Origin of the sequence: Aquabacterium fontiphilum (assembly GCF_009909205.1) — a bacterium.
In the GTDB taxonomy this organism is placed as follows: Bacteria; Pseudomonadota; Gammaproteobacteria; order Burkholderiales; family Burkholderiaceae_C; genus Aquabacterium; species Aquabacterium fontiphilum.
Genome location: NZ_JAAAPN010000008.1, coordinates 40,651 through 55,413, shown reverse-complemented (window position 1 = coordinate 55,413; position 14,763 = coordinate 40,651). Strand labels below are relative to the sequence as shown.

General features: G+C 68.3%; 15 protein-coding genes. 2 read left to right on the top strand and 13 right to left on the bottom strand.

Annotated features, from left to right (window positions below; all coding sequences use genetic code 11):
• Window positions 1–48: 48 nt before the first annotated feature.
• From GTZ97_RS10715 to GTZ97_RS10670, 10 genes are all read right to left on the bottom strand, one after another.
• Window positions 49–2,421, bottom strand: a complete 2,373-nt coding sequence (locus tag GTZ97_RS10715; protein ID WP_161650626.1) for a DUF1631 family protein — start codon at window positions 2,419–2,421, stop codon at window positions 49–51.
• Window positions 2,422–2,432: 11 nt separating this feature from the next.
• The gene (gene secF / locus GTZ97_RS10710) at window positions 2,433–3,458 is read right to left on the bottom strand and encodes a protein translocase subunit SecF (protein ID WP_161650625.1); all 1,026 of its coding nucleotides are present in this window, start codon (window positions 3,456–3,458) and stop codon (window positions 2,433–2,435) included.
• A gap of 3 nt (window positions 3,459–3,461) precedes the next feature.
• Complete coding sequence (gene secD / locus GTZ97_RS10705) at window positions 3,462–5,318, bottom strand: protein translocase subunit SecD (protein ID WP_161650624.1); 1,857 nt, start codon at window positions 5,316–5,318, stop codon at window positions 3,462–3,464.
• A 6-nt stretch (window positions 5,319–5,324) separates the two neighbouring features.
• Window positions 5,325–5,651, bottom strand: a complete 327-nt coding sequence (gene yajC / locus GTZ97_RS10700) for a preprotein translocase subunit YajC (protein WP_161650623.1) — start codon at window positions 5,649–5,651, stop codon at window positions 5,325–5,327.
• Window positions 5,652–5,732: 81 nt separating this feature from the next.
• Window positions 5,733–6,053, bottom strand: coding sequence for an HP0495 family protein (locus tag GTZ97_RS10695; protein ID WP_161650622.1), 321 nt, complete (start codon window positions 6,051–6,053; stop codon window positions 5,733–5,735).
• 14 nt (window positions 6,054–6,067) lie between these two features.
• Window positions 6,068–7,153 carry a D-alanyl-D-alanine carboxypeptidase family protein gene (locus tag GTZ97_RS10690; protein WP_236651163.1) on the bottom strand — a complete coding sequence of 362 codons (1,086 nt, stop codon included), beginning with the start codon at window positions 7,151–7,153 and terminating at the stop codon, window positions 6,068–6,070.
• A 298-nt stretch (window positions 7,154–7,451) separates the two neighbouring features.
• Complete coding sequence (locus GTZ97_RS10685) at window positions 7,452–8,102, bottom strand: alpha/beta hydrolase (protein ID WP_161650620.1); 651 nt, start codon at window positions 8,100–8,102, stop codon at window positions 7,452–7,454.
• A 6-nt stretch (window positions 8,103–8,108) separates the two neighbouring features.
• The gene (locus tag GTZ97_RS10680) at window positions 8,109–8,435 is read right to left on the bottom strand and encodes a (2Fe-2S) ferredoxin domain-containing protein (RefSeq protein ID WP_161650619.1); all 327 of its coding nucleotides are present in this window, start codon (window positions 8,433–8,435) and stop codon (window positions 8,109–8,111) included.
• Window positions 8,436–8,447: 12 nt separating this feature from the next.
• Entirely contained in the window at window positions 8,448–9,620 is a 1,173-nt protein-coding gene (locus tag GTZ97_RS10675; protein ID WP_161650618.1) for a VanZ family protein, read from the bottom strand.
• 16 nt (window positions 9,621–9,636) lie between these two features.
• The gene (locus tag GTZ97_RS10670; protein ID WP_161650617.1) at window positions 9,637–10,083 is read right to left on the bottom strand and encodes a CopD family protein; all 447 of its coding nucleotides are present in this window, start codon (window positions 10,081–10,083) and stop codon (window positions 9,637–9,639) included.
• A 252-nt stretch (window positions 10,084–10,335) separates the two neighbouring features.
• Here GTZ97_RS10670 and hemB point away from each other — a divergent pair, with 252 nt between their 5' ends.
• Window positions 10,336–11,340 carry a porphobilinogen synthase gene (gene hemB, locus GTZ97_RS10665; RefSeq protein ID WP_161650616.1) on the top strand — a complete coding sequence of 335 codons (1,005 nt, stop codon included), beginning with the start codon at window positions 10,336–10,338 and terminating at the stop codon, window positions 11,338–11,340.
• An 11-nt stretch (window positions 11,341–11,351) separates the two neighbouring features.
• The gene (locus GTZ97_RS10660) at window positions 11,352–12,575 is read left to right on the top strand and encodes a magnesium transporter CorA family protein (RefSeq protein ID WP_330863591.1); all 1,224 of its coding nucleotides are present in this window, start codon (window positions 11,352–11,354) and stop codon (window positions 12,573–12,575) included.
• Between the two features lie 7 nt (window positions 12,576–12,582).
• Here GTZ97_RS10660 and GTZ97_RS10655 read toward each other — a convergent pair whose 3' ends face one another.
• Genes GTZ97_RS10655 through tsaB form a run of 3 tightly spaced genes read right to left on the bottom strand, consistent with a single transcriptional unit; the run spans window position 12,583 to window position 14,693 of the window.
• Complete coding sequence (locus GTZ97_RS10655) at window positions 12,583–13,422, bottom strand: uracil-DNA glycosylase (protein WP_161650615.1); 840 nt, start codon at window positions 13,420–13,422, stop codon at window positions 12,583–12,585.
• Window positions 13,409–13,876: a ribosomal protein S18-alanine N-acetyltransferase gene (rimI, locus tag GTZ97_RS10650; RefSeq protein ID WP_236651143.1), complete on the bottom strand. Its 468-nt coding sequence runs from the start codon at window positions 13,874–13,876 to the stop codon at window positions 13,409–13,411. The genes GTZ97_RS10655 and rimI overlap by 14 nt, the downstream gene beginning before the upstream one ends.
• Before the next feature lie 43 nt (window positions 13,877–13,919).
• A complete protein-coding gene (gene tsaB / locus GTZ97_RS10645; RefSeq protein ID WP_161650613.1) occupies window positions 13,920–14,693 on the bottom strand; it encodes a tRNA (adenosine(37)-N6)-threonylcarbamoyltransferase complex dimerization subunit type 1 TsaB in 774 nt (257 codons plus the stop codon).
• Window positions 14,694–14,763 lie beyond the last annotated feature (70 nt).

Below are 14,763 nucleotides of genomic sequence, written 5' to 3'. Positions count from 1 at the left end.
CGAATGCCCACCCGAGCCCGTCACGCCGTCAGGCGGGCGACACAGTGGTCAGCTTTGAAGCCGCGAGGGATCGGCGTGAAGGCGGGCCAGCGCTTGCCGGGTGGCACGGGTCGTGAGCGACTCGTCTTCCAGCGGCACCATCAGGCCAGCCTGCAGAAAGGCCGCCAGCCGGTGCAGCTGGAACAGCACCGCCGGGCCTGCAGGGCGCGCAAACAACGCCAGCTGCTTGTTCAGCCCCCTCCAGGCGAGCTGCACGGGCTCCTGCCGCCCCCGGTAATCCAACTGGAACCAGGCGCCAATCTGAAGCTCGCGCGCCCATCCCAGCATGGCGGGGGTGGCCATGGTGCCACCTTCGGTGACCACTTCCAGTCCATCGGAATCGTGTCCCGAGAGGTCGCGCAACAAGTCGTCATCGAGCTCGACCTCGCCCAGATCGGGCAGCACCTCGTCAATCGCCTCCAGCCGGGCCATCAACTCGGCAAGGTTGGCCGAACTCAGCACGGCGGATCGGGCCGTGAACGCGGCAGCCAGCGCCGTGTTCAACGCCTGGATGTGCTCGTCCTGGCGCGCCACGGGCAGCCCCGCCTGCGCCATGCCCTCCCGCAAGGCTTTCAACAGCGGCGGCAGCCGGCGCAGCACCTCGGCGCGGTCTTCTCGCGAGGTCTTGGCACTGGCCGACCAGATCAGGTCGCCAGCGGCCTTTTTCAGGACACGCGTCTCGTCGCTGGCCGGGCCGTGGCGGACCGCCCCGTGCGCCAGCACATCCGCCCAGACGCTGAACAAAAAGTGGCGCACACCCTCGTGGACGGGCACGTGATCCAGCATCTTGCGCAACTCGATCGTGTACTGGATGGCCCAGGTTTCGCGCTGTTCAACCTGCTGGGCCAGCGACACACCCTGGCGGCTGGCCTGGTTGTGCTCACGGAAGTAGCCGTCCAGAAACCGTTCGAACTCATTGAGCACGGTCTGGAACACCCTGCGCCCGGTCTCCGGATACGCTTCGACAACCTGCACCACGCGCTTGATCTCACGGTGCAGGGCGTCATCGTCCTGCTGAGCGCCTGCGACAAAGCCCATCACGCACGCTCCCATGCGGTCAATCAGCACACGCGCCGGGTGGGTGACAGATGCGAAGAAGTCCGGCTCACTGACCGCGACGCGCAGCACGGGCATCTGCAGCCGGGCGAACCAGACACGGATGCCCGCAGGCAGGCGTTCCTCCATCAAGATGGACTGAAACATCAACGCCACCACCTCGATGGTGGCCCGCTCGGCCGGTGTGGCCGCGGCCTGTTTCAACGCCTGTCGGGTTTCCTGCAGCTGGTGCAGGGCCACCTGAACGCCCTCCGGCGTTTCAGGCGGAACGGCCCAGGTTGGCTGGCCCGCAACCGCACCGCCACTGGCGAACGACGCCCCACCCGCACCCACACCCGCCCCCACCTGGCCCGTACCTGGCTGATTGGCACTGGCAGCGTGCAAGGCCCGCGCCAGGCCGGCAGACACGGTGTGCACCGCCCCGCCCGCCGGCTCGGTCGCCGCGAAGCCCGGCACATGGCGCGCCACAGTCTGCTTGAGCTGCCCGAGGACCTGCTGCGGCGACGCAACCGGCCGCTGCAGGCCCGGCGTCTGGGTCATCAGCCGGGTTTCTTCGTGCACTCCGCCACTGCGCATCAGGCCGCTGGCCATGTAGGTCGGCGGCCCCTGGTCGCCCGCACCGGCCAGGGGCTGGGGCGCAGAGGGAACGCCCCCTTCCAGCGCGCGGCGGATGAAGGGGCGCAGATTGAGTTCCGGCCGCACACCCCGGTCACGCAGCAACTGGTTGGCGCGGTGCAAAGCCTCATTGAACCAGTGCGCGGCCTCCTGGTGCAGCACCACCTGGGCCGTCTGCCAATGCGACAGGTCGAGCCCTGCGGCCAGCCAGGGCGGCAGCAGCAGGCTGGCGAGCCAGGCGGGATGGGCGATGTCGCTGCCTGCGGTCGTGTCGGCTTCGTCGAGCTGGCCCCGCAGCGACTGCAAACGCGCGCGCAGGTCGCCAGCCTCTGCCTGCGTGGCATCGGCCATGTGCTGTACCAGACGGGAACGGGCCAGATCCTGTTCGACCTGCAGGTCGTCGACCAGGGTGAGCGGCACGTCCACGCCGCGAGACTCCTGCATGGCCGTCAGAGGCTGGCCCATGCGGGCACGCACCGTCGCATCCTGCAACTGGCTGCGCAGGCCGGCCTGCAAGCCAGGCAGGGCGCGAGGCAGATCGAGCACCAGATCGCGCCGCTTGAGCGACACAGCCGGATCGGCGCGCTGGGCGGCCAGCGCGCGCGCGCCTTCGAGGCACCCCTGGGTGAAATCCGCAGCGCCCTGAATCAGCGATTCAAGGACAGCCAGGCGGGCAGCAAGGGCCAGAGAACGCGCAGATCCGGAAGCCATCCAGACCGACTCTACACCACCGCCCCCGCGTTGGGGTCATTGGGATCACCCTCATTCTTGGCGGATTTGATCAAATCTTCTCGCTTCACGCCCAACCACATGGCAATGGCCGCGGCCACGAACACCGAGGAATAAATGCCGAACAGGATGCCGATCGTCAGCGCCAGCGCGAAGTAATGCAGCGTGGGGCCGCCGAAGATCAGCATGGTCAGCACCATCATCTGGGTCGAACCGTGGGTGATCACCGTGCGGCTGATCGTGGACGTGATGGCGTGGTCGATCACCTCGGCCGTCGACATCTTGCGGTACTTGCGGAACGATTCGCGCACCCGGTCGAAGATCACGACCGACTCGTTGACGGAGTAGCCCAGCACGGCCAGCACGGCCGCCAGCACTGACAGCGAGAACTCCCACTGGAAGAAGGCAAAAAAGCCCAGGATGATGATGACGTCGTGCAGGTTGGCGATGATGCCGGCCACCGCAAACTTCCACTCGAAGCGGATGGCCAGATAGATCATGATGCCCGCGATGGTGGCCAGCAGCGCATAGGCCCCGTCGCGAACCAGCTCGTCACCCACCTGCGGGCCCACGAATTCGCTGCGCTGCAGCGTGACGGGCTCGGCCGCCTGCGCCGTGCAGCGCATGCCGGCAGACTGTTCGCCATCGGCTGCGACCGTGCGCGTCACCGCGCCCTGCTCGGCCTGGCAGACAGCGTTGAACACGCCTTCGACAACCTGCGCCTGCGTCACGCCATCGCGCTGCGGGATGCGGATGAGCACGTCACGGGAGGTGCCGAAGTTCTGAACCTGGACATCGCCCAGGTTCAGACTCTCCACCGCCCTGCGCACCTTGGGCAGATCGGCTGCCTGTGTGTACTGCAACTCGATCAGCGAGCCGCCAGTGAACTCGACCGACAGGTGCAGGCCGCGTGTGGCGATGAAGAAGACGGCAGCCAGAAAGGCGGCCAGCGAGATCGCGTTGAGCACGATCGCATGGCGCATGAAGGGGATGTCGCGCCGGATGCGGAAGAATTCCATGGCTTACTCCTGAGGCTTCCAGACCTGCCCGATGGACACGCTCTTGAGCTTTTTCTGGCGTCCGTACCAGAGATTGACCAACCCGCGCGAGAAGAACACGGCCGAGAACATCGAGGTCAGGATGCCCAGGCAGTGCACCACCGCGAAGCCACGCACCGGGCCCGAGCCAAAGGCCAGCAGCGCCACGCCGGCGATCAGCGTGGTGACGTTGGAGTCCAGGATCGTCGCCCAGGCGTGCTCGTAGCCCGCATGAATCGCGGTCTGCGGCGCGGAACCGTTGCGCAGCTCTTCGCGAATGCGTTCGTTGATCAGCACGTTGGCGTCGATGGCCATGCCCAGGGTCAGCGCGATGGCGGCGATACCGGGCAGCGTGAGGGTGGCCTGCAGCATGGACAGCACGGCAATCAGCAACAGGAGGTTGACCGTGAGCGCCAGCGTCGAAAACACACCGAACAGCATGTAGTACAGGGTCATGAACACGGCGATGGCCACGAAACCCCACACCAGGCTGTTGAAGCCTTGCGCGATGTTCTCTGCGCCCAGGCTGGGGCCCACGGTGCGCTCTTCGATGATCTCCATCGGCGCCGCCAGGCTGCCGGCACGCAGCAGCAGCGCGGTGTCTGCGGCCTCGTTGGTCGTCATGCGGCCGGAGATCTGCACCCGGCCGCCTGCGATTTCCCCGCGGATCACAGGGGCGGTCACGACCTCGCCTCGGCCCTTCTCGAACAGCAGGATGGCCATGCGCTTGCCCACGTTCTCGCGGGTGACGTCGCGGAAGATGCGCGCACCGCGGGCATCAAGCGTGAGGTGCACCGCAGGCTCGCGGTTCTCGTCGAAGCCGGCCTGGGCGTCCGTCAGGTTGTCGCCGGTCAGCACCACCTGGCGCTTGACGATCAGCGGCGTGCCATCGCGCTCCAGATAGCGCTCGGTGCCAAACGGCACCGGGCCGCCCACGAGCGCCGCCTGGGCCTCGGTGCTGTCGTCAACCAAGCGCACTTCCAACGTGGCCGTGCGACCGATGATGTCCTTGGCACGGGCGGTGTCCTGTACGCCAGGCAGCTGCACGACCACCCGGTCGGCGCCCTGCTGCTGGATGACGGGCTCGGCCACGCCCAGTTCGTTGATCCGGTTGTGCAGCGTGGTGATGTTCTGCTTGAGGGCCTGCTCCTGGATGGCGCGCTCGGCCTGCGGCAGCAGGGTCCCCACCAGGGTCAGGTCGCCACTGCCATCGGTGGCGTCCACCCAGGCCAGGTCGGCCAGGCCATTGGCCAGCACCGGACGGGCGGCATTGCGCGTGGCGGCATCACGGAAGCGAATCACGACGGTGGTGCCCTCGCGGCGGATGCCACTGTGACGCACATCCTTGTCGCGCAACAGCGTACGGGCATCGCCCGTTACCCCTTCCAGCCGCTGGCTCAGGGCACCCTTCATGTCCACCTGCATCAGGAAGTGGACCCCGCCGCGCAGATCGAGGCCGAGGTACATGGGCTGGGCGTGCAACGTGCGCAGCCACTGCGGTGAGCGCGACACCAGGTTCAGCGCCACGATGTAGGACGGATCCGTCGCATCGGGGTTGAATGCGCGCTGGATGGCGTCACGCGCCTTGATCTGGGTGTCCGTGTCCTTGAACCGTGCGCGGATGGAAGTGCCTTCGAACTCGACGAAATCGGCCTTGATGCCGGCGGCGTCGAGCGCGGCCGAGACACGTGCCGTGTCATCGCTGCTCAGCTTGACCGTGGCCTTGCCACTGGACAGCTGCACGGCCGGGGCTTCACCGAAGAAGTTGGGCAGGGTGTAAAGAAAGCCCAGCACCAGGGCCACGGCGATGACGAGGTACTTCCACCAGGCGTAACGGTTCATGGCGGCTTACTTGCTGAAGGTGCCCTTGGGCAGAACCTGCACGATGGCCACGCGCTGCAGCTGCAGTTCCACGCCGTTGGCCACCTCGACGTTGACGAAGCTGTCGCCGAGCTTGGTGATCTTGCCGACCACTCCGCCCTGGGTGACGACCTCGTCGCCCTTGGCCAAGGCGTCCAGCATGGCCTTGATTTCCTTCTGGCGCTTCATCTGGGGCCGGATCATCACGAAATACAGCACCACGAACATGAGCACCAACGGCAGCATGCTCAGAAGGCTGCTGGAGGTGCTGGCGGCCGGCGCGGCGGCCTGGGCAAAGGCGTCGGAGATGAACACGATGTTTCCTTCAAACAAAGGGCCGAGGCACCCGGATCGGGGTGCGCCGGCCAGTCAAGCACGGGGATTGTATGCGGCGGATCAGAGCACGTACTTCACCAGCGGGTGGCTGGTGAGCGCGCGATAGAGGGCATCGAGCTGGTCGCGGCTGGTCGCCATGACCGTCACCGTCAGCCCCAGGTAGGTGCCCGAACTGGAGGGTCGGCGCTCGAGCGTGTGTGGCTGGAAAGCCGGGTCGTGGGTCTGCGCGATGGCAACGACCGCCTCAATGAACGCCTCCTGATGCAGGCCCATCACCTTGATGGGAAACGCGCAGGGATAGTCGATCAGCGATTCGTCGGCGCGGGGCGGCGCGCCCGATGGCGTGGGGGCGGGCGGTGTCTGCGGCGTGTCAGGGCTCATGGTGACCTCGGATGTCATTGAATGCTCAGGCGCAGCGCGTCCCAGGTGCGCCCCAGCCAGCCGGCCTGCGGCACCGGCTTGAGCGTTTGAAGCGGCCAGTCCTGCCAGGGCTGTTGACCCAGGCTGATGCGCAAGGTGCCGACGACCTGCCCCTGATTCAAGGGGGCGAGCAGCGGGTCATTGCGCGTCACCTGCGTACGCACCTGGGCCGCCTGACCCCGCGGCACCACCGCCATGATGGGCGAGGTGCGTCCCAGCGGCACGGTGGCATCCCGGCCCTTCCACACCGGCGCAGTGGTCACCGCCTGGTTGGCGTCGAACAGCTTGACCACATCGAAGGCACTGTAGCCCCAGTTCAGCAGCTTCTGACTCTCATTGGCGCGCGATTCGGTCGAGGCGGCGCCCACGACCACGCTCAACAGGCGGCGCTCGCCGGCCGGCCCGCTGCGCCGCGCCGTGCTGATCAGACAGTAGCCCGCCGCACTGGTAAAGCCGGTCTTGAGGCCATCGACCGTCGGGTCGCGATAAAGCAGCAGGTTGCGGTTGGGCTGACGGATGCCGTTGTAGGCAAACTCCTTCATGCTGTAGTACTGCAGTGCCTGGGGGAAATCCGCAATCAGTCGGGCCGCGATGACGGACAGTTCGCGGGCGGTGCTCACATGGCCCGGAGCGGTCAGCCCTTCGGGGTTGCGGAAGCTGGTCTGCTTCAAGCCGAACTGGGCCGCCTGGCGGTTCATCATGTCGACAAAGACCTCGACCGTGCCGCCCACGGCCTCGGCCAGCGCCACCGTGGCGTCATTGCCGCTTTGAACAATCATGCCCTTGAGCAGATCGTCGACCTTGACCTGGCTGTTGACCTGGATGAAGGTACGCGAGGCGCCCGTCATGCCGGTGCGCCAGGCACGCTCCGAGACGGTGACCGTCTGTTCCAGCGTCAGCTTGCCCGACTGCAGGGCCTGGAAGACCAGGTAAGAGGTCATCAGCTTGGTCAGCGACGCCGGCTCGACCGGCTGGTCGGCGTTGCGTGCGGCCAGGGTCTGGCGGCTACTGAGGTCTTGCAGGATGTAGGCACGGGCAGCCACTTCGGGCGGGGCAGGCATGCCGACCGTGGGCTGCACGAACCCGCCCAGGTCGAAACGGACGGTGGCAGCAGGGGCCGCCTGCGTTGCCGGCGCCGGCTGCGCCCACGACGGAGTAGCGGCCAGCAAGCTCGCTGCAGCCAGCAACGTCACGGCGGCTCGGCGGCTGGCGCGCGGGTCTTTGCGGGAAAAGGGGGAAATGACTCGGGCTTGGGCTTGCAGGAAGTGGCTCATGGGATGCAGACAGAAAAATCAGACCAGCCGACCGCCGCGGGCGGCCAACGCAGGATGACGCCAGCGGGCGGCGCCAGCCCGCGGTTCACGCGGCCGCAACAACGCCTGGCGCCTGGGCGCGCAGGTGATGTCCAACGATCTGGCGCAGCAGCGGCAGCTGCCCGTGGAAGAAATGCCCCGCACCGGGCACCACCGTGACCGGCAGCGCCTGCGGGCGGGCCCAGTCCAGCACGCTCGCCAGCGGGACGACGTCGTCCGCCTCACCTTGAACGACCAAGGTGGCCGCGGGGACGACAGGCACATTGAAACGGGATGTGGCCGGGCTGACCAGTGAGACCACAGCAGGCGCGTGGTGGGCCATGGCCTCGGCCGCCCGGGCTGCGACAAAGCCCCCGAACGAAAAACCGGCCAGGGCCCAGGGCCGCCCTTGCCAGGGCGACTGGCTCAGGTGGTGCTGCAGCACAGCCAGCAGGTCGTCGGTTTCGCCGACGCCGTCGTCGTGCGCACCGCCGGAGTGCCCCACGCCGCGGAAGTTGAAGCGCACGGCCGTCCAGCCTGCCGCCACATGGGCCCGCGACAGGGTATGCACGACCTTGTTGTCCATCGTGCCACCCATCAGTGGATGCGGGTGCGCCACCACGGCCAGCCCCAGCGGAGCCGCGTCCGGCGACTCGACCACGATCTCGATCGGCCCGGCCGGCCCGTCGATCAGGGTGGATGCGGGGCGTCCGATCATGGCCGCTCAGCGCCCCACGTCATCAGGCAACACCAGCCGTTCGACGACTTCACCACCTTGCAGGTGGCGCTCGACGATCTCGTCGATGTCGCTGTTGTCGACAAAGGTGTACCAGGTGCCCTCGGGGTAGACCACAGCCACCGGCCCGCCCGCGCAGCGGTCCAGGCAGCCCGCCTTGTTGACCCGCACACCGCCCTTGCCATTGAGGCCGGCGGCAGCCACGCGGGCCTTGCAATGGTCAAACGCGGCCTTGGCCGGGTGATCGGCGCAGCAGGCCTCGCCGTTGATGCGCTGGTTCAGGCAGAAAAAGATGTGGCGCTGGTAGTAAGACATCGTGGCGGCATTCTAGGCGAGCGCATCGGGCCCCTCGCGCGGCGGGGCCTCTCGCAGATCGGCCCGGCGGCGCACCAGGTGCGCCGCCAGCCAGAGCATGGCGGCATAGGGCCACAGCAGGCCCACCCAGCGCGCCAGCCCGTGAAAGCGGATGAAGCGCCCCTGCGTCCACGACTGCAGGGCCTGGGCCTGATAGGGATCGGTGGGCGCCTGGTGGATGAGCCAGACCAGCACGGCCAGCACGAGCAGGCCCAGCCAGGCGCAGGTCAGGCGCGAGCGATGCAGCAGCACCGCGCCACCCAGTGCCCCCACGAGCAGGCCCTGGCTGCTGGGCAGCGTGACCCAGCTCAGCGCCTGCGGCGGGCCATAGTTCAGCGCACTCGACAAGGTCGTGACCCCCATGCCAGCCATCACCAGCATGGCCATCAGGGCCAGCCGCATGGGCGCGGCGCGCACCAGAGCGCAGACCACGCACAAAGGCGCGAGCATGCCCAGCGCCACCACGGCGGCCTCGAAGACACCCGGCCAGGGCAGGGCCAGCCAGGAGGCGTGCGCCCGGCTCCAGATCAGGATGGGGTCGTCGGGCAGCAACCAGCCCTGCCAGCTCACGTCCTGCGTCCACTCGAGCCACAACAGGCGCACGGGCGGCAGCAACTGGCCCTGTCCGAGCGGCAGGGGCGGCGGATACAGCAGGCCGAGCGGCCAGATCCACAGCAGCGCCGGCCCCCAGCCCGAGGGCGAGCCGAACCAGCGCTGCACCATGGTGTGCCAGGCGGCCACCACACCCAGCGCATGCAGCGTCAGGGCGGCCAGCACGCCCCAGGCCGCGCCCAGGCTGTTGAGCACCCAGTCGGTCAGCGACGGGATGCGCGAGGGCACCGCGTACTGGATGAGCTCCAGCGTGTACGACAGCGCGCTGGCCGATGCCAGCGTCAAGCAGGCCGCCCACCAGGCAGGCCGGCCGCTGCGCAGGTGCGCCAGACACAGGATGAGCCCCAGCGGCACGTAGCCGAGGATGTTGCCGGCCAGGTCGCTGGCGGCCTCGTGCCCCAGCCGAGGCAACGCCCAGCGGAAAACCTGGCCTTCGGGCCAGTGCCAGCCGCTGAGCGGATACAGCGTGGCGTAAACGACCAGGGCCACGGCCACGCCGCTCAGCGGCCAGGCGGCACTGCGCGGGCGGGCCATGTTCCGGGGCCCCGCGTCAGCCCACCGTGGGCTTGAGCACCACCAGGATGACGATGGCTGCAAACAGCACCACGGCCACCTCGTTGAAGACGCGGTACCAGCGGTGGCTGCGGCGGTTGTGCAGCGATTCGAAATCGCGCAGCAGGCGCTTGCAGTAGTGGTGGTAGCCAATGGCCAGGATGACCAGCGTGCCCTTGATGTGCAGCCAGATCTGGCCCGGCCCCTTGCCCACGCCAAAATGCAGCCACAGCACCAGGCCCAGCACCACGGCCGGGATCATCAACAAGGTGCTGAAGCGGTAGAGCTTGCGCGCCATCACCAGCAGGCGCTCGCGCTCGGCGTGGCTGTCGCCGGCCACCATGGCCAGGTTGACGTAGATGCGCGGCAGGTAGAACAGGCCGGCAAACCAGCTGGCCACAAAGACGATGTGCAGGGCCTTGACCCACAGGTATGCGTTGTCCATGGGCAGATTATGGCGGGCAAAAAAAGAGCCCCGGCATGAGCCGGGGCTTGCAAGCCTTAACGCTGTCATCACGGTAAGGCACCTGCTCAGGGAGGAAAAGCAGGGAATGAGGCCTTGCGGCGTATCATTCAGGATCAATTATAGGGGGGATGCACCAATCGGTGTAGTTGACCTGTCCGAAAAAACCCTGCAGCTGTTGGTTTTTTTGCCGGCTTTGCATTCCTTCACAGATTCCCGCTGGGCTTTCCGCGCATGACCTTCCCCCAACGCTTCCCCCTGCACCGACCCCGCCGTCTGCGTCGTGATGAATTCACGCGGCGCCTGGTGCGCGAGCACCAACTCGGTGCTGCCGACCTCATCTACCCGGTTTTCATCCTCGATCAGGCCGAAGGCAGCGAGCCTGTGGCCTCGATGCCGGGCGTCTCGCGCCTGGGGCAGTCGGCCCTGTTTGCAGCGGCCGAACGCTGCGTGACGCTGGGCGTGCCGGTGATGGCGCTGTTTCCGGTGATCGACGGCGCGCTCAAGCATCCCGACGGCCGCGAAGCGCTGAACGACGATGGGCTGGTGCCACGCACGGTGCGGGCGCTCAAGGCCCGCTTCCCGGAGCTGGGGATCATGACCGATGTGGCACTGGACCCCTACACCTCGCACGGCCAGGACGGCCTGCTGGATGACACCGGCTACATCCTGAATGACGAGACGGTGGCCGTGCTCACCCAGCAGGCACTGACCCAGGCACGCGCGGGCGTGGACATCGTGGCGCCCAGCGACATGATGGACGGCCGCATCGGCGCCATCCGCGAGGCGCTCGAGGCGGCCGGTCACGTGCACACCCGCATCATGGCCTACAGCGCCAAGTACGCCAGCGCCTTCTACGGCCCCTTCCGCGACGCGGTGGGCTCGGCCGCCAACCTGGGCAAGGCCGACAAGAAGGTCTACCAGATGGACCCGGCCAACAGCGACGAGGCGCTGCGCGAGGTCGGGATGGACATTGCCGAAGGCGCCGACATGGTCATGGTCAAGCCTGGCATGCCTTACCTCGACATCGTCCGCCGCGTGAAGGACACCTTCCACGTGCCGACCTTCGCCTACCAGGTGAGCGGCGAGTACGCCATGCTCAAGGCCGCGGCCGCCAACGGCTGGCTGGCCCATGACGCCGTGATGATGGAGTCGCTGCTGGCCTTCAAGCGCGCGGGCGCCGACGGCGTGCTGACCTACTTCGCGCTGGAAGCGGCCGAGCTGCTGCGCCAGGCCTGAGCGGGGGCGGCGTGCGCATCTTCCACATCCACGACGGCTTCACCGAGCTGGCGACGTGGCCGCAGGCCCTGCCCCCCCAGGGCTTTCTGTGGGTCACAACCAGCCGCCGTGTCTTCGAGGTCCGGCTGGCCGAGATCCAGGGCGAACTGCTGCGGCTGGCGGGCGGCAGCCTCGTCGACCTGCACGTCTCCGACCTGCTGAACCCGCAACTGCCCTCGCAGTTCGACTACACCTCGTGGTACGACCTGCTGGTGTTTCGCCGGCTGGCTGCTGGGGCGGGCACCGAGCGGCTGTTCATCGACGATGCGCATGGCACGCCTTCCAGCGCGCGCCAGGCCATGGCCGCCATCGACACCAGCCCGGTGGGCTTCGCCCTGTTCGACCGCGTCCTGCTGACCGTGCATCCGGCGGACTGCTCGGTGCGCGACTTCTTCGAATCACGGCTGGCCGCCCTGATCCCGCCAGTGCGTCCGGCCGGCGCGGCGGGGCTGGCAGGCGCATCAGACGCTGAGCGCTCGCTCGACGCCGATGGCGATGCACCGCTGCCGCCGCTGCATGGCGATGACGCTCAGGGCGATGGCAGCATCGGCTGGCGCCACGACAGCCGGGGCAGCACCAACCGGCTGCCACCCAGCCCGGCCGACCTGATGCTGCGCATCGTCAACCACATGGTGGACAGCTATCTGGACCTGCGCCGTCTGCTGACCCGGCAGTTCGGCTACCTCCAGCAGGAACTGCTGAGCAACCGCCAGCAATTCCGCCACTGGCAGGCCCTGCTTGATTCGCGCAACACGTTGCACTTGCTGGAAGACATCTGCGAAGACCAGCGCAGTGCGGTGCAGGAATGGATCGACGCGCTGGCCGACTGGCCCGTGCCAGCCGACCCGCAAGGCGCGCGGGAACGCGAGGTGCTGCGCGTGCGCTCGCGCGATGTGCAGGAACACATCGAGCGCGTGCTGGCCCATGTGCGCCGCCTCGAAACCTCGGCCGAAAGCGCGGTGCAGATGCACTTCTCGGCGCTGGGCAGCCGCACCAACCAGATCATGCGCACGCTGACGGTGCTGACCGCCATCTTCCTGCCATTGAACCTCATCACGGGCGTTTTCGGCATGAACTTCGACGTCATGCCACTCATCCACGAGCAGGGCGGTTTCTGGCTGGCCGCGGGCGCCATGGCCGTGGTGGTGATCGGGCTCGTGTGGTTGTTCCGCTGGCGCCGCTACATCGGCGACTGACGTACGATCAGGCTGACTGTTGAGCCAGCACCTCGCGCGCCAGGCAGAGGTCGTCCCACACCAGGGCCTTGTCGGCCGGGTTGCGCAGCAGGTAGGCCGGGTGATAGGTCACCACCACCGGCACGCCACTGTCGAGCCGGTGCACGCGCCCCCGCAGACGCCCGATCGGATCACCGGTGCGCAGCACGGTCTGCGCCGCAAAGCGGCCCATGGCCAGCACGATGCGCGGTTGCACCAGCGCCATCTGGCGCGCCAGGTAAGGCGCACACTGGGCCACTTCATCGGGCTGCGGGTTGCGGTTGGCCGGCGGGCGGCACTTGATGACGTTGGCGATGTAGACCTGCTGCTCGGCACCGGCATCCTGCCGGGTCAAGCCGACGGCGTGCAGCATGCGGTCGAGCAACTGACCCGCGCGCCCCACGAACGGCTCGCCCTGACGGTCTTCTTGCTCGCCGGGTGCTTCGCCGACGATCATCCACTGGGCCTGCGGGTGGCCCACACCGAAGACGGCCTGCTGGCGCTGGCTGCACAGCCCACAGGCGCGGCAAGCCTGCACGGCCTCGCGCAAGGCGACCCAATCCAGCCCGGCCACGTCGGGCCGCTGGGGCAACACCTCGGCGACCGCCACGGCGGCCGCAACCGGCGCGGGGGCCCTCGCCGCAGTGGGACGCGGTGCGCCCGCCGGCGTGGCTGGCGGGGTGGCCGACAAGGTCGATGTGATCGCACTGGCCGAAACGGCCTGAGCCGGCGCAGGGGCATCCGCCACCTCGCCAGAGGGCGAGTCGGGCCAGAAGAAGCCCACACCCATCTCGCGCAGCATCGCCTGCTGCCGCTCAGTCCAGCGCATGCGTGTTCTCCTCGGGTCGAAGCCACAGGCGCATGACAACCGCATCCTCGCGCCCCTGCGGCGCCGGATAGTAGGCTTTGCGGATGCCCACCGCCTCGTAGCCCATGCGCTCGTACAAGGCGCGCGCGCGCTGATTGCTCGGACGCACCTCCAGCCAGACCTGCTGGGCCGCCCGGTCGGCGCAGCGCTCGGCCAGAATCTGCAGCAGCGCGCGCGCCAGACCGCGACCGTGCCAGTCGCGGTGAACCGCCACATTCAGGAGGTGGGCCTCGTCCACCCCGTCCATCACCACGCACACGGCCACGATGCGCCCCCCCTCGGGCTCGCAGCGCACACGGGCCCAGTAGCCCGCGCGCAGCGACGAGCGGTAGTTGTCGGCCGTCCAGGCCTGAATGGGGTGCGCACAGGCGCCCTGCTCCATCTCGACCACCTCGGCAATGTCGGCGTCGGTCATGGGACGGTCGACCCAGCGCAACCCGGATGCAGCGGCGCCCATGTCAGCCCCCCGCCTGGCGCGCCTGCATGCGCTCTTCGGTGGTCTGGGCAACCTTGTCGCGCACGTAACGCGGCAGCAGCAAAGCCGGGTCCGTGGCCTGTCCGGACAGCCAGGCCTGCCGGGCCAGCGCGGCCAGCGCGGCGCCCGCGGGCTGGGCGGCCGCGTCTTGCCACCCGCCCAGCGCGGGCAGCCAGGCCGCCCACGCCTCTGCGTAGACGGCCAGGGCATTGCCCACCAGGGCCACGCTGCCAACCGGTGCCCCCGCCCAGCGTCGGGCGGGCTCGTCCTTGGGCCACAAGGCGGGCGCATCCACCGCCTGCCAACCGCCGGCCTGCCAGCGGTAAGAGGCGGCATACAGCTCACCCATGCGCGCATCCTGCAACACCCACACCAGCGTGCCATCGGCCAGCGTGTCAGCAGCCGTCGTGCCAGCGGCCCGGCGCTGTCGCGCATCCTCGGCCACAGCCATCAAGGTGTCAATGGGGATGGCCGGACAGCCCAGGCCCAGCGCCAGCCCCTGCGCCACCGCGCAGGCCGTGCGCAGGCCGGTGAAGGCGCCTGGTCCCACGCCGCAGGCGATGGCCGCCACATCCTGCCAGCGGCAGCCCGCGTGTGCGAGCAGCGCCTCCAGCGCCGGCAGCAGCGTGGCCGAAGCCTGCGCCCCGCCGGGCAGAGTCTGCGCGAGGCAGTCCGCACCCGACACAAGGGCCAGGTGAAGCTGCTCGGTGGCGGTGTCAATGACCAGCAGTGGTGCAGACGGGGGCGCAACAGACATGGCCGGGAGTGTAGCCGCCGGCCACGCACGCCAAGTGGGTCGTCGACGTCACCGCACTGGCTTACGATGA